The organism is Salinispira sp. (genome assembly GCF_059431795.1).
The window spans coordinates 242,442-263,154 of the sequence record NZ_JBXWXS010000014.1 but is presented as its reverse complement, the minus strand read 5'-3'; the positions used below and the strand labels follow the sequence as shown (position 1 = coordinate 263,154).

Annotated in this window: 22 protein-coding genes; 19 read left to right on the top strand and 3 right to left on the bottom strand. The window is 51.7% G+C overall.

What is annotated here, in order from left to right:
• Window positions 1-42: 42 nt before the first annotated feature.
• From AC52PS_RS06180 to AC52PS_RS06095, 18 genes are all read left to right on the top strand, one after another.
• Complete coding sequence (locus AC52PS_RS06180; RefSeq protein WP_495562173.1) at window positions 43-1,092, top strand: ABC transporter substrate-binding protein; 1,050 nt, start codon at window positions 43-45, stop codon at window positions 1,090-1,092.
• Complete coding sequence (locus tag AC52PS_RS06175; protein WP_495562172.1) at window positions 1,092-1,943, top strand: ABC transporter ATP-binding protein; 852 nt, start codon at window positions 1,092-1,094, stop codon at window positions 1,941-1,943. Before AC52PS_RS06180 ends, AC52PS_RS06175 begins: the two co-directional genes overlap by 1 nt.
• Complete coding sequence (locus tag AC52PS_RS06170; protein ID WP_495562171.1) at window positions 1,940-2,782, top strand: ABC transporter permease; 843 nt, start codon at window positions 1,940-1,942, stop codon at window positions 2,780-2,782. The genes AC52PS_RS06175 and AC52PS_RS06170 overlap by 4 nt, the downstream gene beginning before the upstream one ends.
• Window positions 2,783-2,938: 156 nt before the next feature.
• On the top strand, window positions 2,939-3,466 hold the full coding sequence (locus tag AC52PS_RS06165) for a Na+/H+ antiporter subunit E (protein ID WP_495562170.1): 528 nt from the start codon (window positions 2,939-2,941) through the stop codon (window positions 3,464-3,466).
• The gene (locus AC52PS_RS06160; RefSeq protein ID WP_495562169.1) at window positions 3,459-3,728 is read left to right on the top strand and encodes a monovalent cation/H+ antiporter complex subunit F; all 270 of its coding nucleotides are present in this window, start codon (window positions 3,459-3,461) and stop codon (window positions 3,726-3,728) included. The genes AC52PS_RS06165 and AC52PS_RS06160 overlap by 8 nt, the downstream gene beginning before the upstream one ends.
• Window positions 3,728-4,084, top strand: coding sequence for a monovalent cation/H(+) antiporter subunit G (gene mnhG, locus AC52PS_RS06155; RefSeq protein WP_495562168.1), 357 nt, complete (start codon window positions 3,728-3,730; stop codon window positions 4,082-4,084). The genes AC52PS_RS06160 and mnhG overlap by 1 nt, the downstream gene beginning before the upstream one ends.
• Window positions 4,081-4,452 (top strand): Na(+)/H(+) antiporter subunit B, encoded by a 372-nt coding sequence (locus tag AC52PS_RS06150; RefSeq protein ID WP_495562167.1) that lies wholly within the window; start codon window positions 4,081-4,083, stop codon window positions 4,450-4,452. The genes mnhG and AC52PS_RS06150 overlap by 4 nt, the downstream gene beginning before the upstream one ends.
• Complete coding sequence (mbhE, locus tag AC52PS_RS06145) at window positions 4,445-5,200, top strand: hydrogen gas-evolving membrane-bound hydrogenase subunit E (RefSeq protein WP_495562166.1); 756 nt, start codon at window positions 4,445-4,447, stop codon at window positions 5,198-5,200. The genes AC52PS_RS06150 and mbhE overlap by 8 nt, the downstream gene beginning before the upstream one ends.
• Window positions 5,197-5,556 carry a sodium:proton antiporter gene (locus tag AC52PS_RS06140; protein ID WP_495562165.1) on the top strand — a complete coding sequence of 120 codons (360 nt, stop codon included), beginning with the start codon at window positions 5,197-5,199 and terminating at the stop codon, window positions 5,554-5,556. Before mbhE ends, AC52PS_RS06140 begins: the two co-directional genes overlap by 4 nt.
• Window positions 5,550-8,876 carry a proton-conducting transporter transmembrane domain-containing protein gene (locus AC52PS_RS06135; protein WP_495562164.1) on the top strand — a complete coding sequence of 1,109 codons (3,327 nt, stop codon included), beginning with the start codon at window positions 5,550-5,552 and terminating at the stop codon, window positions 8,874-8,876. The genes AC52PS_RS06140 and AC52PS_RS06135 overlap by 7 nt, the downstream gene beginning before the upstream one ends.
• 1 nt (window position 8,877) lies before the next feature.
• Complete coding sequence (locus AC52PS_RS06130; RefSeq protein ID WP_495562163.1) at window positions 8,878-9,810, top strand: respiratory chain complex I subunit 1 family protein; 933 nt, start codon at window positions 8,878-8,880, stop codon at window positions 9,808-9,810.
• A gap of 10 nt (window positions 9,811-9,820) precedes the next feature.
• A complete protein-coding gene (gene nuoB / locus AC52PS_RS06125) occupies window positions 9,821-10,666 on the top strand; it encodes an NADH-quinone oxidoreductase subunit NuoB (RefSeq protein ID WP_495562162.1) in 846 nt (281 codons plus the stop codon).
• A 9-nt stretch (window positions 10,667-10,675) separates the two neighbouring features.
• The gene (locus AC52PS_RS06120; protein WP_495562161.1) at window positions 10,676-11,230 is read left to right on the top strand and encodes an NADH-quinone oxidoreductase subunit C; all 555 of its coding nucleotides are present in this window, start codon (window positions 10,676-10,678) and stop codon (window positions 11,228-11,230) included.
• Entirely contained in the window at window positions 11,224-12,471 is a 1,248-nt protein-coding gene (locus tag AC52PS_RS06115; protein WP_495562160.1) for an NADH-quinone oxidoreductase subunit D, read from the top strand. The genes AC52PS_RS06120 and AC52PS_RS06115 overlap by 7 nt, the downstream gene beginning before the upstream one ends.
• Before the next feature lie 44 nt (window positions 12,472-12,515).
• Window positions 12,516-14,267: an FAD-dependent oxidoreductase gene (locus tag AC52PS_RS06110; RefSeq protein WP_495562159.1), complete on the top strand. Its 1,752-nt coding sequence runs from the start codon at window positions 12,516-12,518 to the stop codon at window positions 14,265-14,267.
• 53 nt (window positions 14,268-14,320) lie between these two features.
• Window positions 14,321-15,199 (top strand): sulfide/dihydroorotate dehydrogenase-like FAD/NAD-binding protein, encoded by an 879-nt coding sequence (locus AC52PS_RS06105; RefSeq protein ID WP_495562158.1) that lies wholly within the window; start codon window positions 14,321-14,323, stop codon window positions 15,197-15,199.
• A complete protein-coding gene (gene gltA, locus AC52PS_RS06100) occupies window positions 15,196-16,734 on the top strand; it encodes an NADPH-dependent glutamate synthase (RefSeq protein ID WP_495562157.1) in 1,539 nt (512 codons plus the stop codon). Before AC52PS_RS06105 ends, gltA begins: the two co-directional genes overlap by 4 nt.
• Window positions 16,725-17,120, top strand: a complete 396-nt coding sequence (locus AC52PS_RS06095; RefSeq protein WP_495562156.1) for an ArsR/SmtB family transcription factor — start codon at window positions 16,725-16,727, stop codon at window positions 17,118-17,120. The genes gltA and AC52PS_RS06095 overlap by 10 nt, the downstream gene beginning before the upstream one ends.
• A gap of 47 nt (window positions 17,121-17,167) precedes the next feature.
• Here AC52PS_RS06095 and AC52PS_RS06090 read toward each other — a convergent pair whose 3' ends face one another.
• Window positions 17,168-17,800, bottom strand: coding sequence for a carbonic anhydrase (locus AC52PS_RS06090; RefSeq protein ID WP_495562155.1), 633 nt, complete (start codon window positions 17,798-17,800; stop codon window positions 17,168-17,170).
• A gap of 109 nt (window positions 17,801-17,909) precedes the next feature.
• Between AC52PS_RS06090 and AC52PS_RS06085 the strand changes: the two genes are divergently transcribed.
• Window positions 17,910-19,553 (top strand): beta-N-acetylhexosaminidase, encoded by a 1,644-nt coding sequence (locus AC52PS_RS06085; RefSeq protein ID WP_495562154.1) that lies wholly within the window; start codon window positions 17,910-17,912, stop codon window positions 19,551-19,553.
• A gap of 61 nt (window positions 19,554-19,614) precedes the next feature.
• Here AC52PS_RS06085 and AC52PS_RS06080 read toward each other — a convergent pair whose 3' ends face one another.
• The gene (locus AC52PS_RS06080; protein ID WP_495562153.1) at window positions 19,615-20,085 is read right to left on the bottom strand and encodes a Dps family protein; all 471 of its coding nucleotides are present in this window, start codon (window positions 20,083-20,085) and stop codon (window positions 19,615-19,617) included.
• 169 nt (window positions 20,086-20,254) lie between these two features.
• Window positions 20,255-20,680 carry a Fur family transcriptional regulator gene (locus AC52PS_RS06075; RefSeq protein WP_495562152.1) on the bottom strand — a complete coding sequence of 142 codons (426 nt, stop codon included), beginning with the start codon at window positions 20,678-20,680 and terminating at the stop codon, window positions 20,255-20,257.
• Window positions 20,681-20,713: the final 33 nt, after the last annotated feature.

The following is a 20,713-nucleotide window of genomic DNA, read 5'->3' as shown; positions in this document are numbered from 1 at the left end:
AGGCAGATTGTTCAGAACCGTTTGCCATGCTACTGTGGCGGTATGAGTAAAACACACACCAGCAAATACATGAATTTTCAGAGGAAGGGCGGTTCCCCCTCTCTTCGGGGAATTCTTTTTATAATTTTCGCGGCTGTACTGCTCCTTTTCGGGGCATGCGGGGCCGGCGGCCGTTCACCCTCAGCAGAAGCTGATGCTAGGGGAGATTCTCAGTCCGGCATTCAGGACCGAAACGATGTGAGCACACCAAGCATGAGTGCCGGTGTGGTGCGCCTGGACGTGGGACTTATGCCTGCGGTGGATACTGCGCCCATGTTTCATGCTCTGGATGCGGGGTATTTTGATGATGAAGGCATAGATGTAAAATTTACCCTTTTCACCAACGCCCAGGACCGCCAGTCCGCCCTTCAGACCGGTCAGATAGATGGCGCCATGACAGATCTGGTAGCGGTGGCGGTGAATGTGGCGGGTGGTTTCAATTTTGCGGCAACCATGCTCACCGACGGGATGTTCCCCGTTCTGGTACAGCCCGGAGCCACAGATACGGACGCTGTGAAGATTGGACTCATGGAGGTGAGTGTTACCAATTTCCTGGCGGATAACTGGCTGGACCCCGATTATACCTTGGAGAAAACCTACATCAATGCAATTCCTGCCCGGCTTGAAGCTGTTGCCTCGGGTCAGCTGGATATGGGGATCTTCCCCGAGCCTATAGCCAGCGTGGGGGCGTCCCGGGGACTTGAAAAACTGCTCTTTGCGCCGGTGGACGGATTCAGCCCCGATGTGATGGTGTTCACCGATTCTGCGGTTTCGGCCAAGGAAGAATCAATTCATGCGTTTCATCGGGCATATGCTCAGGCAGTGGAAGATATTCAGGCCGATCCGGATCTTGCCCTGGATGCAATAATGACCCACATACCCAATTTGCCCGAAGCAGTTCGCCCGGTTATTACCCTGCCGGAGTATCATGTGCCCCGATTGCCGGACTCAGCATACCTGGAAAAGATAATTGCCTGGACTGAAGAGGCGACAGGCAGCGATTTAGCCGTGGACGCCGGAGATCTGGTGGATCCCCGTTTCGTGAACAACTAATGGACATACGCGGCGGCAGCGTCCACGCTGCAGTAGCTACCCAAAATCTTCGGCATCTGTATGAAGACGGGGGAGGCGTATCGTCCGTCTCCGTATCTGTGCCTGTGGGCTCCAGTCTGTCGGTAATCGGAGCTTCGGGATGCGGTAAGACAACCCTTGCCCATATGGCAGCGGGACTGCTTAAACCCCAAGCCGGAAAGCTTTCAATTCTCCCGGGACAGTGTGTGACTTTGGTGCAGCAGAAGGATGCACTGTTTCCCTGGCTGAGTGCTGGAAGAAATGTGGAGCTGGGAGCTGAAGCCCAAAGACACAGATCGATCAGCGACGGAGCGAACACCGACGGAGCGAATGCCAACATATCGAACACCAAAGGACGGCTTTCCTCCGGGGAGGTGAAGCATCGCAGCGAACAGCTCATGCAGCAGCTGGGAGTTCTCCACTGTGCAAAGCGCTACCCCGCTCAGCTGTCCGGGGGTGAACGGCAGCGCATTTCCATCTGCCGGGCACTCATGACCGGAGCGGATATCCTGATCCTGGATGAACCCAGTGCCGCCCTGGATGCATTCACCCGGGAGCGGCTGCAGGATATGCTTCTCTCCCTCCAGCAGGAGAAAGGGCTTACCGCCATCTATATCACCCACAACATAGAAGAAGCACTCTTTCTCTCCCCCCGGGTGATGGTGATGAACAGGGCTTCGGTTCACAGCATGTATCATAACCCTCTGTTTCCCGACCCCCGGGTCCGCAGTCATGCTGAGTTTTATTCACAGGTTCTCGCCCTCAGATCCTTGCTGAATGAAGTGATGGGGCAGGGTGCCGATCCAGGCCTAATACCGGGAGCGGAGAAATGAGCAAGATAGCCATCGGCAAGAGAACCATGAGCAAGATAGCCATCGGCAAGAGAACCATGAGCAAGAGAGAGACGAGCAAACACCAATTTTCAGGATTGCCGGGGAGCATGATCACAACCCTTACGGGGCTTTTGTTTGTGGCGATTCTCTGGCAGGGGGCAAGTTTCCTCCTTGGAGAAACCATCGTCCCTCAGCCCCTCTCCACCTCTTTGCTGTTTCTGCGGCTTCTTGGGGAGGGGACAATCCTGCTTCACGGCGGGGCAACACTGGTCAGACTCCTCGGGGGAATGCTTTTGGGGTTAACGGTGGCCCTTCCTCTGGGGATATGGGCGGGGGTGAGCAGAATTGGCAATCGTCTGGTTTCGCCGGTTTTGTACGTGCTGTATCCTGTACCCAAGATCGCCTTTCTTCCTCTCTTTATGATTCTTTTTGGTCTGGGCAACAGGTCCAAGATCATTTTGCTCTTTTCGGTGATTGTGTTTCAGCTGGCAATCGCCGCCAGGGACGCTGTCAAAAACATACCTGTTGAGCTTCACAGAGCAGCCAGAGTACTGGAACTTGGACCAGCCAAGCGATTCACCGCATTGTACCTTCCCAGTACATTACCCGGGGTGTTTTCGGCGTTGAGAATTACCGTGGGAATCGGCATGGCTGTGCTGTTCCTTGCTGAAAACTACGCCACAGAATACGGCCTGGGTTATTTCATCATGAATAATTGGGTGATGATCAATTATCCCCGCATGTTCGCGGGGATTTTGACCCTGGGCATTCTATCTTCTCTCATTCTTTTTCTCTTGGATATCCTTCAGAGAATCCTTATCCCCTGGCACAATTCCTGAGTAAAAATATCAAAATTAAGTTAGATTAATTATTCTTGACAGTCCGCATTTTCAATAGTTTAATAATTCATAAACTGTAAAAGTTTATAGATATCTTTCCTCCAGATCCAGAAATTCAGGAGATGCTGCTGCTATCAGACGGCTTAAGGAGGATTCATGAAGGAGAATTCCATGGCGAATATCCGGGCTAGGGTCGTACTATGGCTGCTTCTCACAGGCGGCTGGCTGCTTCTCAGCGCTCCTTTCAGTGTACAGGAACTCATATTCGGAATGGTTACAGCGGGAATCATTGCCCTTCTTCCGCTGGGAGGAAACAAGCTGTATGGCGAGGTATCATTGATGCCCAAGCGCCTGATATATGCAGTTGCCTACCTTTTTAAATTTCTGGGGGCTGTTGTGAAATCGAATCTGGATGTTGCGTTCCGGGTTCTTCACCCGAAGCTTCCTATTAATCCCGGAATTGTGAAAGTAAAAACACGGCTCAGCTCCCGGATGGGCAGGCTTTTTCTCGCTAATTCAATAACACTCACACCCGGTACTATTACCGTGGAATCCGAAGGAGAAGATTTGTACATTCACTGGCTCAACGTTGAGGATGCCGCAGATCAAGGCAGAGATGTTGAAGAAAATACCGCCAAAATCGTGGGTGGATTTGAGAAGTATCTGGAGGTGATCTTTGGCTGATTTGGCACAGATGTTTTTGTATGCAGCCGGGGCGATTACCCTGCTGGCGGTGATTATCAGTTTTATCCGTTTTCTCTCAGGTCCCGACTACTTAAACCGGGTGGTGGCGTTTGATGCCATGACCATCATCTCTCTTTCGGGAATCGTCCTGCTTTCCCACTTTTTAGAGAGGATGCTGTATATGGATGTGGCCCTGGTGTACGGATTATTGAGTTTTCTCGGTGTGATTGCTGTAGCCCGCTACGGCGAAGGAGAATTGTAATGGAAGTGTTATTGCTGATTGGATCAATTATTGTGCTTATCGGTTCGCTTTTTCTTCTTCTGGCCGCACTTGGCTTAGTGCGGATGCCCGACGTGTACAGCCGGATGCAGGCAGGTACCAAGGCCACAACTCTTGGGACGCTTCTGGTTGTTGCCGGGTTCATGTTTGTTGAACCGGCAGTCTGGACCAAACTCCTTATTCTGGGCGTGTTTGTGTTCCTCACCAATCCGGTTTCAAGTCATGTTCTGAGCCGTTCCGCACATCATCAGGGGGTGGATCCTCTGGATATACAGCTTCCAGGGCGAAAGCTCAGCGGCAGAGATGCCCTTGCTGAACACAAGGAGGAGCATCGATGATGGAAATTGTACTTGCAGTACTTGGTCTGATGATGATCGCCGCCGCCGTGATGGTGATCTACAGCAGAGATATCGTAGGAGCCATTATCGCCTCCGGGGTTGTATCTCTTCTGGCAAGCATCGTGTATCTGGTGGCCGGTGCTCCCGATGTGGCCATGACCGAAGCCGCCATCGGATCCGGTTTGACCACTGTTGTGTTCCTCTTTGCATGGAGCCGCATCCGTCATCTTCACGGTGAAGATGCCATCCCCGAAACAGATGCCGACACTGCCGGGGGAACCTCCGACGATCCGGATAAAAACAGAACCCGGCGTCTGGTGGAAAACCGCTCCGATATTACTGAGACCGAAGGAGGGGAAAATGCTTAAACGATTATCGGTTATTGCGTTAATGATTGCCCTGGCCTGGGCGTTCTTTCCCCTCATGCAGTCCATTCAGGACCGCAGTGAGATAGGAACATTGGCCGAAGAATATCTGGGGAAGAGCGCAGAATCGCTGGGAGCACCCAATCTGGTTACCTCCGTGGTTGTCACTTACCGGGGACTGGATACCCTGGGAGAAGTCACTGTGCTCTTTGCTGCTGCGGCGGGGATCAGTCTTATATTCGGCTTCCGCCGGAATGGTGAAGCTGCTGCAGAGAGAGGCAAAGCTGTGGCAGAGACCGGCAAAGCTGCTGCAGAGACCGGCAAAGCCTCCACAATAGGCAGGTACCCGGCCAGTGAAATTTTGGCTACAGCTTCGGATGTGCTGTTCCCTCTGATTGTTCTCTTCGGAGTGTACATTTTCGTTCACGGACATCTTACACCCGGGGGTGGTTTTCAGGGCGGTGTGATCATTGCATCGGCGGTTCTTCTGGCCTTCCTTGCGGGAAGCTTTTCTCATCTGAATCATGCGGTTACAGGAGCCCTGGAAATGCTGGCCGGGGCAGGCTATGCATCAATCGGGCTGCTGGGTATTTGGCTGGCTGCAGGTTTTTTGGACCCCCGCTTTCTGCCCTCAGGTGAGTTCGGTGTCCTTTTCAGTGCAGGTGCCATTCCTGTTATTTACAGCCTGGTGGGGATAAAAGTCGGTGCCGAACTTTCAGGTGTAATTGATGTTATGAGGAGGAAGGCGTGATCACACAACTGATGATAATAATCGCGTCTGTGCTGATGCTCCTGGGCATATGGGGGCTGTTAAGCCGCAGACATTTAATCAAAATAATTCTCGGGTTTTCCCTTCTCGATACAGGAATACACCTTCTTTTAGTTGCTGTGGGATACAGAAAAGACGGTACGGCACCGATTTTCGATACCGATCTATCTGTTGGGGAAGCGCTGAGCCGGGCAGTTGACCCCGTACCTTCGGCTCTGGTGCTCACTGCCATTGTGATCGGGCTTGCAGTTACTGCACTGATGCTCAGCTATGCGGTGAAGATGTTTCAGCAAAAAGGATCTCTTATGATCGATAAAAATAAGGAGCTCAAATGGTAAGTCCTATCTATATTATTGCTGCTTCATTACTGTTTGCCTTTCTGTATCCGCTGATTGAGCGGGCAGGGAAGGAGTTTGCCCGATGGGCGGGAGTGCTGCTTCTGGCTGTATTCACCGGTCTGAGCGCTAATTGGCTTGTGGCCATGCTGCAGGGGGGGGACGCGATTATCGTCCAGACTGCAGGGTTCTCGGCGCCCTTATCTATCAATCTAATGGTGGGGAATATTGAGTCACTGCTCCTGGTATTGGTGAACGGCCTGGCGCTTCTCACGCTTATCTATCAGATATTTATACAATCAGAAAACGGTCGGAACGGATGGCAGGGAAAACAGGTCGTTCTATTCTTTGTGCTGATACTGGGGGCTAACGGTCTGGTAATGACCAGAGACCTCTTTAATGTGTTTGTCTTTATGGAAATTACATCCATCGCCCTGTACGGAATTCTCAGCACCTCCAAAGATCTGCGCAGCTACGAGGCAGGGTTCAAATACATGATTGCCGGCGGGCTTGCCTCCGCTTTCTATCTTATCGGACTTGCCTTTCTCTACCGTGAAAGCGGTACGCTCAATCTGGATCATATGCTTGAGTACTCCGGCGGAATCGCAGCAGGGTTAAGCGGTCTGATAGCCATGGTGTTGTTTGTGACAGGTATACTGGTGGAGCTTAAGCCGGTGTTCGCCAACGGCTGGGCGCTGGATACCTACCAAGCGGGGGATCCGGCGGTGGGGGCGATTCTCAGCGGCATTATTACCAGTGCAATGCTGGCTGTACTTCTGAAAATACTCCCCCTTACACAGGCAGCCGCTCCAATTATGATGGCTGTGCTGATCCTGACTGGAGGACTGAGCTTTATCGTTTCCTCCCTCATGGCCTATAAACAGACAAGCTTACGGCGGATGCTGGGGCTTTCTTCGGTTGCGCAGACTGGATTAATCATCCTTGCCGCGGTGATTCAGCCCGCCGCCGGAGGTATTGCGGCGGTGTGGCTCATCGTGAACCACGGTCTTGCCAAGGCGGGAATCTTCTGGATTTCAGGCATTATAGACTCGGATGAAGCTGTGAGCGGCCGTTCATTGAGGCACAGACCCGTTCTTCTCATTTTGGCGGGTGTTGGGGTATTTGCATTGGTGGGACTGCCACCGTTTCCTTCCTTCTGGGTGAAGTGGGAGCTTCTTTCTGTAATGGCCGGAAGCGGCGGCTGGCTTATCTTTGCCACAATTCTTGGTGGATCACTCCTGGAAGCAGGATATCTGTTCCACTGGTTTATATCTCTGGCAAGCTCTTGCGAAGATTCACTGGACCGCATAGGGGAGTCTGTTCCCGCCGACAGTCGGCCTGCACAGGATGCCTCTTCGACAGAAGCGGTGCCCGCGGACCGGCCTGCTGCAGCGCAGCCTGAAGTAAACGACTCTTCCGATGCACCTGCACCGGGGAATTCCGGTATATCCGCAGGAGCCGTACTTGCACCGGCTGGGGCAATTGCCGTCCTGCTGGGAATGGGGCTGTTTATGAGCTGGGGCAGTGTATCCTTCTGGTCCATGTTTCCCCTGCTGGCGCTGCTGACATTCGCATTTCTCGATCTCATAAGAATACCCGTGCGCATTCAGCTTCTGGCTGCAATAACGGGCCTGGGCTACACCGCCTACCGGGTGCTTCCCGTGCTAAACGGCGTCACCATGATATTTATGCTCATGTTCCTGGGGGGCGCAGCGATCCAGCTTATCGCCTTCTTCCACCGCAAGGGGGCATCCAAGGGAAGCATCGCTCTGGTAACGGGAATGATTCTCTCCCTGGGCTCCATAGTGATGGCCGGCTCGGCGCTGGAACTGTTTTTTGCATGGGAGCTGATGACTTTTACCAGTCTACTTCTCATTCTCCGGGGGCATCATGCCGGAGCTGGAGCTCTTCGCTACATCATGTTTTCACTTCTCTCAGCCTACGCATTGCTCACAGGACTCTTTCTCATGGGTGCTCCGGTTCAAATCTCCGGGGCTCTTCCCTATACGGCATCCTTTTTCAATAATCTGGTGCAATCCGGTTCTGTTCCCGTACTGTCGGGACTCTTTCTCGCCCTGGCAGCCCTTATCAAACTGGGAAATATCGGCTTTCACCTCTGGCTGGGGCCCTCCTATGCCGAGGCTGATGACGATGTAAGTGCACTGCTTTCAAGCGTACTCAGCAAAGCCGGAGTGTTCCTGCTGATTCTCACCGGTGCCGTGCTCAGTTTCAGCTTCACATCTATTGAAGGCTTTCATTCCCTGGGAATTGGAAGTCTCAACGGCATTCTTGGATGGATCGGTGCAATCACCGCCGTAGCCGGTGCCATGATGGCGCTGTTCCAGGAAGACATAAAGTACACCCTGGCCTACAGCTCCATGGGGCAGGTGGGATACATGGTGCTTGCCATTTCCATGATGACCCATCTGGGACACGTTACAGGTTTATATCTTGCAATAACCCACCTGCTGTTCAAGGGGATGCTCTGGTTGGCGGTTTTGGGAATTATCCAGCGTACAGGTACCAGGCTTATGTACAAGATGGGGGGGCTCATTAAGACCATGCCCTTCAGCTTTGTCTCCGTACTGTTTGCGATCATTGCGGTATCCGGTGTACCTCCTTTAAGCGGATTCGGAGGCAAGTGGCTTCTGTATACGGCGCTTCTGGAGAAGGGCTGGTACCTCCAGGCGGGACTTGCCATGTTTTCATCGGGTGTGGCCTTCCTCTACCTGTACCGTCTTATCCACTCCATGTTTCTGGGGCAGCCCAAGGATGAACTCATTCATGTGAAGGAAGCGCCATGGTATCAGCTTGTTCCCCAGTATTTGTTTATGGGGGGGATAATGGCGGTATCAATGTATCCGAATCTTATCATTAAACCTCTGCAGGCGGCGGTTGAACCTCTCTTTCCCTCAACAATCAGTTGGAATGGCTATGAAGTGGTTTCCGCTCTGGGATACTGGAACGGTAACGCGGTGATGTATGTGACCATGGGTGTATTCGTTCTGCCTCTCATCTGGCTGATCGTTGTCAACGGAAAGAAGGTGCAGAAGGTGAATCAGTTTAATATTGTGTATTCTGCCGAGCGGCCACACAAGCCTGAGACAACCCACTACTCCTATAATTTCTTCGCTCATTACGATAAGGCTCTGGGTTTTCTCATGAAACCCTGGGCAGGCAGGTTCTGGGGAGGTTTGAGTTCTGTTACCTCAACCATCGGGGATGTGCTTCGCAGGTGGAACACCGGTAATCCTCAAACATACGGATTCCAAATCCTGCTTTATCTTCTGGTGGTATTTCTGATCAGCCGGGGAGGTATGTAACATGACACAATCAATCGCATTAAAAGGCCTGTACACCATTATATCTCTCTTTGTGGTGCTGAATTACGGCCTGCTTCTTATGGGAACCATGGCCCGTATCAGGGCCAAGGTTCAGGGTCGGATCGGTCAGCCGGTGTACCAGCCCTATATCGATATAATTAAAAACAATGCCCGAAGGGCTTCCATCAGTCACGGGGTGATGTTCTATCTCGGCCCCGTATTCCGTCTGGCGGGAGGACTTGGAACCTATCTTTTTATTCCGGTGATATTCGGATCGGCTGTGTTCTCAAACTTCTCCTTTTCCGGTGATGTTCTTCTGGTGATGTATTTCATCTTCTTCGGACAGCTGGGAATGGCTCTGGGGGCCAGCGAAGGGGGGCATCCCTACAGTCCGCTTGGTGTTAGCCGGGGGCTTGCCCAAATGACAGCCTTTGAGCTTCCCTTTGCTCTGGCGGTGATCGCCATTGCTGCACAGTTCGGAACCCTTTCCATCACTGAGATTGTGGCTGCACAGCAGGGCGGCTGGCAGAACTGGGTCGCCTTTACCAATCCCTTTGCAATGGCGGCGGGTATGCTGGCGTTTCTTGGAATGACCATGGGTAATCCCTTCAGTGTGGTAATTGCGCCCCAAGAGATCCCCATCGGGCCTCCCACGGAAATGCAGTCCAGTTTCCTCGGGATGCTTCAGACCAACAGGGCAATTTTCCAGGGAGCCAAGCTGGTGCTCTTTATGAACCTGTTCTGGGGAGGGGCTGCCCATGAAAATCTGTTTGTGGCGCTGCTTATTATGATCCTCAAGACCTTCCTCATATATTTGTACACGGTGATAGTGGGGGCAAGTTTCCCCCGGTTCCGTACCGATCAGTCCATCCGATTCTTCCTGGGGGTTCCAACCCTTCTGGGTGTAATTGCGGTGATCATTCAGATGTTCTAAGGAGATATCTATGTCTACCGAAATGAAATCAGATATACACATATCCAAAGGGGGCACCGAGCTTCATCCTCCACAGCCCCACGGCGAACGAATCCCCGATATGACAAATTTTCTAGGCTCCCCGGTGGAAAATCCCGACAGACGCACCGTACCCGAAGGCTGGGCACGGGCAAATCCGGACGATCCCGGGACGGCACAGCGGGACGCCTGGGCTGCAGGCGGGGCGAATGTGGATCTCTACGATGAGAACGGACGGCTGAAGAACGCGGGTTTGACCTCCGCTGACAGTGCCCACTTCTGCGATGTGAAGCCCGATGTGGCAAAACCCTTTCGGGGTGTGTGGGAGGACTTTCTCAACTGGGCCCGCAGCCAGAGCCTTTGGATTCTGGGCTTCGGTACCGGATGCGGTGCAATCGAGCTGCGGCCGCTCATGACCAGCCGTTTTGATATGTACCAATACGGGGTTCAGGCCAGACCAACCCCCAGACAGTCAGGTCTTTTTATTATCGGCGGCTACGCCAGTGTAAAAACCATGAAACGGATTATCAGATCCTACGAGCAGATGCAGGGGCCGAAGTTCGTACTGGGCCTTGGAAGCTGCACCATCAACGGCGGCATGTACTGGGACAGCTACAACACGGTTAACCGGCTGGACCATTACATCCCTGTGGATGAATATATTGCCGGATGTATGCCCCGTCCGGAAGCGCTTCTGGCGGGTATCAACAGCCTGAAGCAAAAGATCCGGGAGGGAAGGGGCGAGGGCGCCAACTTCTACGCGGAGCATTTCGAATGGTACAAGTCAAACCAGAAGCGAATTATTAAAGACTGGAATATGCCGGATTACAACTGGTAGGAGGATAGGATGAAGCAGGAACTATTTAACAGACTTGCAATGCGTTTCGGCGTACTTCATGTACACACACAGCGACCGGATCAGGCATATATGAAAGTTGAGCAGTCCGACGCGGTTGCTCTCATTACCCATTGCAAACAGCTTGAAGGATTTGTTCACCTTTCCTTCTTCACTGCCGTGGACTACCCGGAAGAAAACAGATTCGAGCTTAAATATATGCTGCGCAACTACGACATGAATCTGGATCTATGCATTTCAACTGATATACCGCGTGAAAAACGGGACGGCAGGGCGGAGATGGACAGTATTCATCATTTATGGCCCGCAGCCATCACGTATGAGCAGGAACTGGCAGAAATGTACGGTATCGATTTTCCCGGTTCGCCAAGAATCGGTGAAAACTTTGTTCTTGAAGGCTGGGATGATATTCCCCCCATGCGCCGTGATTTTGACACCCGCGAGTACTCTGAAAAGACGTTCTATGAACGGCCGGGAAGAGTCACCCATGACCCCAGGGAGCATATGAGAAGAGAATTGTACCCCAGTGAGGCGGAGAAATGGTAAAAAGCAGCGAATACGCGAAGAGCGGCGAACACATAAACAATAACCCCCGGATGCCCAAAGTTCCCGGAACATGGGATCATCTGAAACCGGGAATAACAGGGAAAGTCCGGCCGGATTACGATCTGGAGAGCGGAAAATATCTGAAAGTCTGGCAGGGTCCCCAGCACCCCGGCATTACCGGGAACATGAGCCTGGAGCTGGTAACATGCGGTGACGAGATCGTAGATTGCACAACTCATGTGGGCTATCTGCACCGGGGTTTTGAGAAGCTCATGGAGCGGCGGAAGTTTATCCAGTGCTTCCCCATTGTGTGCCGGATTGCGGTTCCCGAACCGGATTTCAATGAATATCTCTACGCTGAGGTGACCGAAGAGCTTGCGGGGGTGGAAATCCCCGAACGGGCAAAGTGGATCCGGACGCTTCAGCTGGAGATGGCCAGGCTTACAAGCTTTCTTATGTGGCTTGGCGGGCAGGCAGGAGCATTTGGTCAGGGGACGCTGGGGCAGTGGACGGTCACCATGCGTGATTATATGCTGGACCGTTTTGAAGAGCTCTCAGGAGGCCGGATTTATCATATGTATATGATCCCCGGTGGAGTGAGGGCTGATCTGCCCGGAGGTTGGACCAAGCGGCTTCTTGAAACTCTTGCAACGGTTGAGGACACCATCGCAGATGTGGAACTGGCCTTGATTCACAACGCCGTGTTCAAGATGCGGGCAAAGAAGCTGGGTGTTATAACTCCCGAAATTGTGGATCTGTTTGGAATAACCGGCCCTAACGCCCGAGGATCGGGTATTAAACGGGATCTGCGGAAAGATCAGCCCTACGGTGTGTATGACCGCCTGGACTTTAGTGTGATCACCGAAGACGGAGGCGACGCATTCGCCCGGGCCAAGGTTCGAATCAGGGAAATGTATCAGAGTATCGATCTGCAGAGGCAGATGATTGCACATCTGGATTCAGCTGCAGGGCAGGGGGAGTTCCACACCCAGCTGCCCAATGTGCTTCACTGGAAAATTGAGCCGGGACAAACCTACCGGAAAGCTGAGTGTACCCGGGGCGAATACGGGTTTTACCTGAACACCGATGGTTCCGATAAACCCAGACGGATCTATGTCCGGGGACCCAGCTACACACATGCTGTTGCGCTGATGGAACATCTGGCTGTGGGTACCAATATCGCCGATACCGCAGGGCTGATGGTTTCCCTTCATACCTATCCTCCGGAGGTTGAACGATGAGTTTAAAAGATTTAGTGGCCCCTTTTAGTGTCTGGAAGAGGGCAATGGCCAAGCCATATACCAATACCCGTCCTCTGGAAAGCCGGGAAGGTGCGGACCGCTACAGGGGATTTCATCAGAATGATATCTCCAAATGCATAGGCTGCGGAACCTGTGAGACAATTTGCCAGAATGAGGCAATCGACCTGGTTCCTGTGAAAGAAACCAAGCACGGAGATTCAGGGCTCCGCCCCAAAGTGGACTACGGCCGCTGCTGCTGGTGCGCCCTTTGTGTGGATGTTTGTCCCACAGGAAGCCTGGGAATGAGCAACGAGTATATCTGGGTGGATGAAGATCCCGAGGCGTTCCGTTATGTTCCCGGACACGACCCAAAACCCTGGGATGATTATGAAAAAGGGTACTTCCGCGCTCCGGGCTATGAACTTCTTGAAGCCAAGAGGGTCGAAATGCCTATGTTGAGCTTCGAAGAAAGCCGGAAGAGCTTTGTGGAGATGGTCCAGGGCTACAGCAAAGAGCAGGCTGCGAAGGAGGCAGACCGCTGTATAGCCTGCGGTATGTGTATAGCAACCTGTCCGGCTCACATGGATGTGCCGGCATACATCGACGCCATCCGCCGGGATGATATGGGCGACGGTCTGAAGATTGTGTATAACGCCAACCCGCTGCCTGCAAGCTGCGGCCGGGTATGTTCCCACAGCTGCGAACATGTGTGCGCCATGAAGCACAAAGGTGAAGCCATTTCCATACGCTGGCTGAAACGCTACATTGTGGACCAGATATATTCAATGGATTATGAGAAGATTCTGGACAGCGGCGAAGAGAACAACGGCAGGCGGATTGCCGTCATCGGTTCCGGCCCCGGGGGAATGGCGGCGGCCTACTACCTCAGCCTGCTTGGCTACGATGTGACTATTTTCGATGCCAATGAAAAGGCCGGCGGAATGCTCCGCTACGGAATCCCTGAGTACCGTCTTCCCTACGACCAGGTGGATAAGGATATTGAGTACATCCGAAGCCTGGGAGTTAAAATCCGCCAGAATGTACGGATCGGAAAGGATGTTGAGTTCACAGAGCTGTATAACGACTTTGACGCCCTGTACTTCTCCACCGGATTGAGCAATCCCTACGGACTTAATATTGATGGCGAGCATCTGAAAGGTGTAATCTCTGGCTTGTCGATTCTGGATGATGTTACCAAGGGAGTTAAGCCGGATATCGGCTCCTCCGTTGTTGTTGTGGGGGGCGGAAATGTGGCCATGGATGCGGCACGGACAAGCCGGCGTTACGGCTCAGATGTGACAATTCTCTATCGGCGCCGGGAAGAAGATATGCCCGCCGACGAAGAGGAAATTCATGAGAGCCAGGGCGAAGGCTGCCGCCTTGTGACCCAGGCGATCCCCATTCGCATAGAGAAGGGCGATACCACCCGGCTGAAGCTGGTGTACGGTCTGGCGGAAATGGTTCCCGATGAAAAGGGCGGCCGCCCGCGCCCCCGGCTCATTGAAGGCAGTGATGAGACTATCGAATGCGATACGGTAATCCCGGCAATCGGTCAGAAGGCGGACTACGCATTCCTGCCTGAAGATATCACCGCCCGTATGACCTTTCCCAAGGGTGGTATTGTTGAAGTGAACGAGTTCAAGCAGACCGGTGACAGAAAGATTTTTGCCGGCGGCGATATTACCAACTGGAAACGGGACGCCATCAGCGCAATCGCCAACGGACATTCTGCGGCAAAGGGTATAGATATTTTCCTCAGTAACTTCGCCGGGAATGACGCCGTGAAAGGAAAATAGCAAACTAGCATCTCCGTCGGCTCCGGCCGTCGGGGATACATGAGGGAGAGAGCATGAACAAAATTATCAGCAAGGAACGGCTTTCCGAAGATGTGTTTAAAATGACGTTTGAAGCGCCCTATATTGCCCGGGCGAGAAAAGCCGGGCAGTTTCTCATTATCCAGTTGGATGGCAACTTCGGGGAGCGAATTCCCTTAACAATAGCAGATGCCGATGAAGAAGCCGGAACCATCATCATTATATTCCAGGCGGTGGGAAAAACCACTCTTAATCTGGCGGCTCTGGAGGTCGGAGATCACATTGAAAATGTCCTTGGACCTCTTGGAACACCCACAGAGATTGAGAAGAAGGGGACCGTTGTGTGTGTGGGAGGCGGTATCGGTGTAGCCCCTCTTCATCCCATCGTGCAGGCCAATAAACGGGCGGGAAACAAAGTTATCACCATAATGGGTGCCAGAAACATGGACCTTCTCATTCTGGAAGAGGAAATGAAGAGCTACAGCGATGAGCTCATAGTGTGCACAGACGACGGCAGCTACGGAAGAAAAGCTCTGGTAACCGAACCTCTGAAAGAGCTGTGCGAAAGCGGTGCGGTGGATGAAGTTGTGGCCATCGGTCCGCCCATCATGATGAAATTCTGCGCGGAAACCACCAGACCCTACGCTGTACCCACCCAGGTAAGCCTGAATACCATTATGGTGGACGGCACCGGTATGTGCGGCGGATGCCGGGTGAGCGTTGGCGGCGAAACGAAATTTGTCTGTGTGGACGGACCGGAGTTCGACGCCCACCTTGTGGACTTTGACAATATGATGCTCCGTCAGAAATCCTACAAAGCCCAGGAGCAAAAGGCCGCCCATAATTGCCGGGTGGGCCTGAACGGTGGCCCAGCAGAGACAGAGAAGAGAGCTGAGAGGGAGGGGGCGAAATGAGCGACACATCAGTCGGTGATACCCATACACGCGATACCCACAAAACGGCAGAAACCATGGCTTCTGAAGCAGTGGCTCTGTGGAATGAATACAAAGACCGCCAGGGCGACCTGAAAGTAAAAGACAGAATATCCATACCCCAGCAGGATATGCCCGCACAGGATCCGATTGCCCGGGGACAAAATCAGCAGGAAGTGGCCCTTGGCTATACAGATGAACAGGTGCGGGTTGAGAGTCTTCGCTGTCTCCAGTGTAAAACCGCCCCCTGCATTAAAGGCTGTCCTGTATCAATAGATATTCCTGGATTCATCCAGAAAGCTCTGGATGGAGAGTATCAGGAGTCGGTAAATGTCATAAAAGAGAGCAGTCTTCTGCCTGCCATATGCGGCCGGGTATGTCCTCAGGAAAGTCAGTGCATGGAATATTGTACGGTTGGAAAAAGCCTAAAAGATCCAATGAAGTCTGTGGCCATAGGCCGCATTGAGCGCTTTGTTTCAGACTGGGAACGGGAGAATGACTCGGTGAGCATTCCTGAAATTGCCCCGGACAGCGGATTCAAGGCGGCAGTTGTTGGTTCGGGACCTGCCGGGCTTACAGCAGCAGCGGATCTCCGGAAAGCAGGGCATCAGGTTGAAATTTTTGAAGCCTTTCATAAACCGGGAGGGGTAATGATCTACGGAATTCCTGAATTCCGCCTTCCCAAGAAGATAGTGGAGAAAGAGGTTGCAACCCTGCAAGCCATGGGGGTGAAATTTCACCTCAACTTTCTCATTGGCCGAACCAGAACAATCGAGGATCTCATAGCGGAGGACGGATTCGATGCGGTGTTTATTGGAAGCGGCGCAGGTCTTCCCAAGTTCATGAATATTCCCGGAGAAAATCTGGTGGGCGTATTCTCCGCCAATGAATACCTTACCCGCAGCAATTTAATGAAGGCCTACGACAAGGCCAATGTTGATACACCAATTTATCCCAGCGAAAACGTTGCCGTGCTGGGTGGAGGAAATGTCGCCATGGATGCGGCCCGAATGGCGCTGCGACTGGGTGCGAAAGAGGTGAATGTTTTTTACCGTAGAACCCGAAATGAGATGCCTGCAAGGGCGGAAGAGGTTGAACACGCCATAGAGGAAGGTATCCGATTCCATTTTCTGCACAACCCCACCCAAATTTTGGGCGATGAAGAAGGAAAGGTGCGGGCAATAGAGGTTCAGAAATATGAACTGGGCGAACCGGATGATTCCGGTCGGCGCCGGCCCATCCCCGTCGAAGGCAGCGCATTCGAGCTGGAGATGGATACGGTTATCCCTGCTCTGGGGAATGTGAGCAATCCCCTTATCCGTCAGACAACCAGGGACCTTGAGACTAATAAATGGGGGAATATTACCGTGGATGATGACAACCGCAGCCGAATGGAGAGGGTGTACGCCGGGGGTGATATCGTGCTCGGCGCGGCAACGGTAATTCTTGCCATGGGTGAGGGTCGGCGCGCAGCCGCAGCCATAGATAAGGACCTCAAGGAAGGACGATGGAACTGAATCGCGGGGGGGGAACAGAAGCTGCAGGTCCAGCTCCCCAGGACGATATTATCCGCATTATTAAATCACGATTCCAGGATATCCGCTGTTCCCGGGTTGAACATCTCATTAACATGATGGCCAACCCGGTGCGGTTTCATATTCTCTGCGCACTTACCGAACAGCCCTTTACCGTATCTCAGCTGGTGAGCATCTGTGAGGCAAATCTCTCAAATGTGAGCCAGCAGCTTAAGATGATGTGGGTGGCCGGCTATGTTGACAAGGAACGCAACGGTAAACAGATTATGTACCGCCTGAAGGATCAGCGCATAGCCGCCCTCATTAAAAACCTGGAAAAGCTGTATCCTCCTGAGCAGCCCGGTTGCGAGGACTACGACGGTGAATAACGGCTCCGCGTTTCCCAGCTATTCATTCTGAAACACGGCGCGTCAGCTCAATTGCCCAGTTCAAAGCGCCTGCTGTCTTCATTGTACTGATAAATGTCGCCGCTTTGGATAATATAATGCCAGCCGTGTACGCCCAGTGTTCCGCTGCCATATTTCTCTGCTATTTGCGGATAGGTAAGGAGATTCTTCATCTGATGAAGCACATTGCTTTGTTCCGCATGCCAGGAAAGGGCATGGGGATCCAAATCCGGCCGTTCTTCGGCAAGGCGGTGAATATCGGTTTTAACATCTGCGGCAAGTCGCAGCCATTTTCGGGTGAATTCCATACCACTTGAATCCTCCTCCCCGGGAAGAAGCATTTTACATCCCCCGCAGTCACTGTGCCCGCAGACGATAACATGCCGTACATTCAGCTCATCCACGGCATATTCGATTGCGGATGAAGCGGAGGGGTACTCACCGGCCTTTGCGTGTGGAGGCACAATATTTGCAATATTCCGTACAATAAACAATTCTCCGGGCTGGCTTTTGGTTATAAGGTCAGGTACCACCCGTGAGTCGGAGCAGGTGATAAATAAGTATCTTGGCTCCTGAGAGTTACTCAGGGATTCATAGCGTTTTTTATGGGAAACATAGTCGGTGGTATGAAATTCAACAATTCCATTCAATATTTTTTTCATATGGAATGAGTATATAAAATACCGGTGAAAAAATCATCATACACGCTATTTCCACATTCTTCGGGGCTTGGTACTTTTCCTGATGTTGCGAGAATGCTATGATTAGTTCATGCAAAAAACTAATTCACCAATACTATTGCCGTCTGCTCAGAATCTGCATTCCGGCTCCAATGCTTCAATCCCCGGTCCTTCCGGGTTTCATCTCCAAGGAGACAGGGAGACCGTGAAACCCCTGCTTTCCGTATTCGCACCCCTTTTTGAACCCTTCATTCCCCTGGTTAACGGTTCAGAAAAACCTGTTCTGAAAAACTCCGAATCGCTCTCTGTTTCGGTGGTGATTGATGCCGAAAAAATACCTCCCGGCTCCCGCGTAATTCAGGATAGCTCATACCGGCTGGACATCCACGAAAACGGTATTGAGATATCTGCAGGGGGCTATCCCGGTGCTCTGTATGCTTTTTCTACATTGCTGCAGCTCTGTATTCCGGAGAATGGCGATGGGGGAAGGCTTCCTATAGCAAAAATATCAGATTCACCGGTTTTTTCACACCGGGGTTTAATGCTGGATGTCTCCCGCCATTTTTTCGAAGTGGAAGCCGTGAAACGGCTTCTTGATCTTATGCTGATTCTGAAGCTCAATGTTTTCCACTGGCATCTTAGTGACGATCAGGGATGGCGGGTGGAGAGTTCTTCCTTCCCGGAACTGAATACCATAAGCAGCCGGAGAGAAAAAACAGCGTCGAAAGACCGTCCGGTAAGCGGATATTATACGCAAGCTGAGATCCGGGATGTGGTGAATTATGCGGCTGCCCGAGGGATTGAGATCATTCCCGAATTTGATCTTCCGGGTCATGTAAGTGCAATCCTGGCTGCTTTTCCCCAGCTATCCTGCCGGGGAATTCACGGAGCTGTTCCCGGGGATTTCGGAATTTTCGAAGATGTGGCTTGTGCGGGAAAAGAAGAGGTGTACGGCTTTTTCACTAAACTTCTGGATGAAATCCTGCCCCTGTTTCCCGGACCCAGGGTTCATCTCGGGGGAGATGAGGTCCCAAAATCCCGGTGGAAGGAATGCCCCCATTGCCAGGAGAAGATCCGAAGTCAGGGATTGAAGGATGAAGAAGATCTTCAGGCATTTTTTATGAACTCAATGAATGCCGTTGTGAAAAGACACGGGAAAACCTGTGTGGCATGGAATGAAGCGTTTTATTCTCCCAGAATGGATGATTCGGCGCTTATGCAATTCTGGAGAGAGGACGGCGGAGCGAAACTGAGCAATCAGGCACTTTCGGGTGACCGAAAGGTGATATTATCCGACTTCTGGCATTATTACCTCGATTACCCCCACGGTATGACACCGTTCAGAAAAACCTGGTCATACATTCCCCGAATTCCGAATATGAAACCGGAAGATATGCATCGAATAATCGGAATTGAAGCACCGCTTTGGACCGAGTATGTGAGTGATGAAGCAAGGCTGTACCGGATGATTCTACCAAGGATATTTGCTCTGGCGGAAACTGCCTGGGGGCATAAGCCCCGGGAATCGTATTCCCATGTGCTGCACCGGGTCAGCATGTTTGAAAAGTCACTCCGCAAACTTGGGTATTCGGGAACCCCGGTTAAACGGGCCAGTCCGGGAATAATCAGGTCCTTTCTCCAGCTGTTCAGATTTTTTGTTCCCATCTCCTGGGGCCGGTTTCTGGGCACCCTTCGGGAGCTGAAAGTAGAGCGGACTCAGCACTCCCCGGAATAAAAAACAGGGGACTGAAGAGTGTCTTCAGTCCCCGTATAATTCAGTTCTGTGGCGTGTGTGCTTATGAATTGAATGCCCTAAGCATCCAGAGGGTCTTTTCATAGCCGGAGATGAACCCTGCCATCAGATCAACCGTACCCTGGTCTTCGGCTCCTTCTGCTTGGCGGAGAATTTTTCTGGATTCGGCAAGCATGTAGGTAAAATCCTGGGTGACTTCCTTCAGGATTTCATCGCTGCCGAAGGGCTTGGAATCCAGTTCTTTAATCTGAGCCAGTTTCAGGTAATCTGTGAGACTCGCAGCGGGACGGAATCCAATTGTCAGAATCCGTTCTGCAACATCATCCAGCTGTTCTGATGTCTGATCATAAAACTCTTCAAGTTTTTCGTGAAGCTGGAAGAATTGGGGACCCTCAACATTCCAATGAAGGTTATGAATCTTAATGTACAGTACTCCCAGATCCGCCAGGTACTGGTTCAATCCTGCTGCAACGGGTTCTAATTTCTTGCTGTCTAGTCCGATAGTGGTACTCATGTGTAACTCCTTTCTGTAGTTTTGATGCTCCGTAATATACTAACGCCGATGAGCATCGTCCACTTGCAAATATGTAATAATTATAAAAATGTAATCATTACAATTCTATATTCATAATGTACCCACACATATCACCATCGTCAAGCGGCTGTATTGAATAGGTATCTCATCATGTACTTCTGCTTTGGCAATTAGGACAAACACCGCTGAGATGCATTGAAATATTGTGGATCTGAAACTCCTTCAGTTCTTCAAAGGGGTCTCTATAATTAAGTCGGATATCGTAGAGCCTGCCGCAGCTCATACATCGGAAGTGGGCGTGTGAATCGGGGTTATATATATCGTAGCGTTTTTCGTTTCCTTCTATGGTGATTTCCTCAACCAGTTTCTTCTCCACAAAGAGGCGCAGGTTATTGTATATGGTGGTCTTGGATAAACTGGGAATTTCGTCAATAAGGTCCTCATAAATGGTATTAACCGTTGGGTGATTATGGCGTTGAATGAGATACTCCAGAATTCTTTTTCGGGGATACGATGGACTGATATCATGCTTTCGCAATTTTTCACCGATGGATTTGTTTTTTGAATCTTTCACCTATATAACCTAAGAAATTCCCTCTGATTCAGC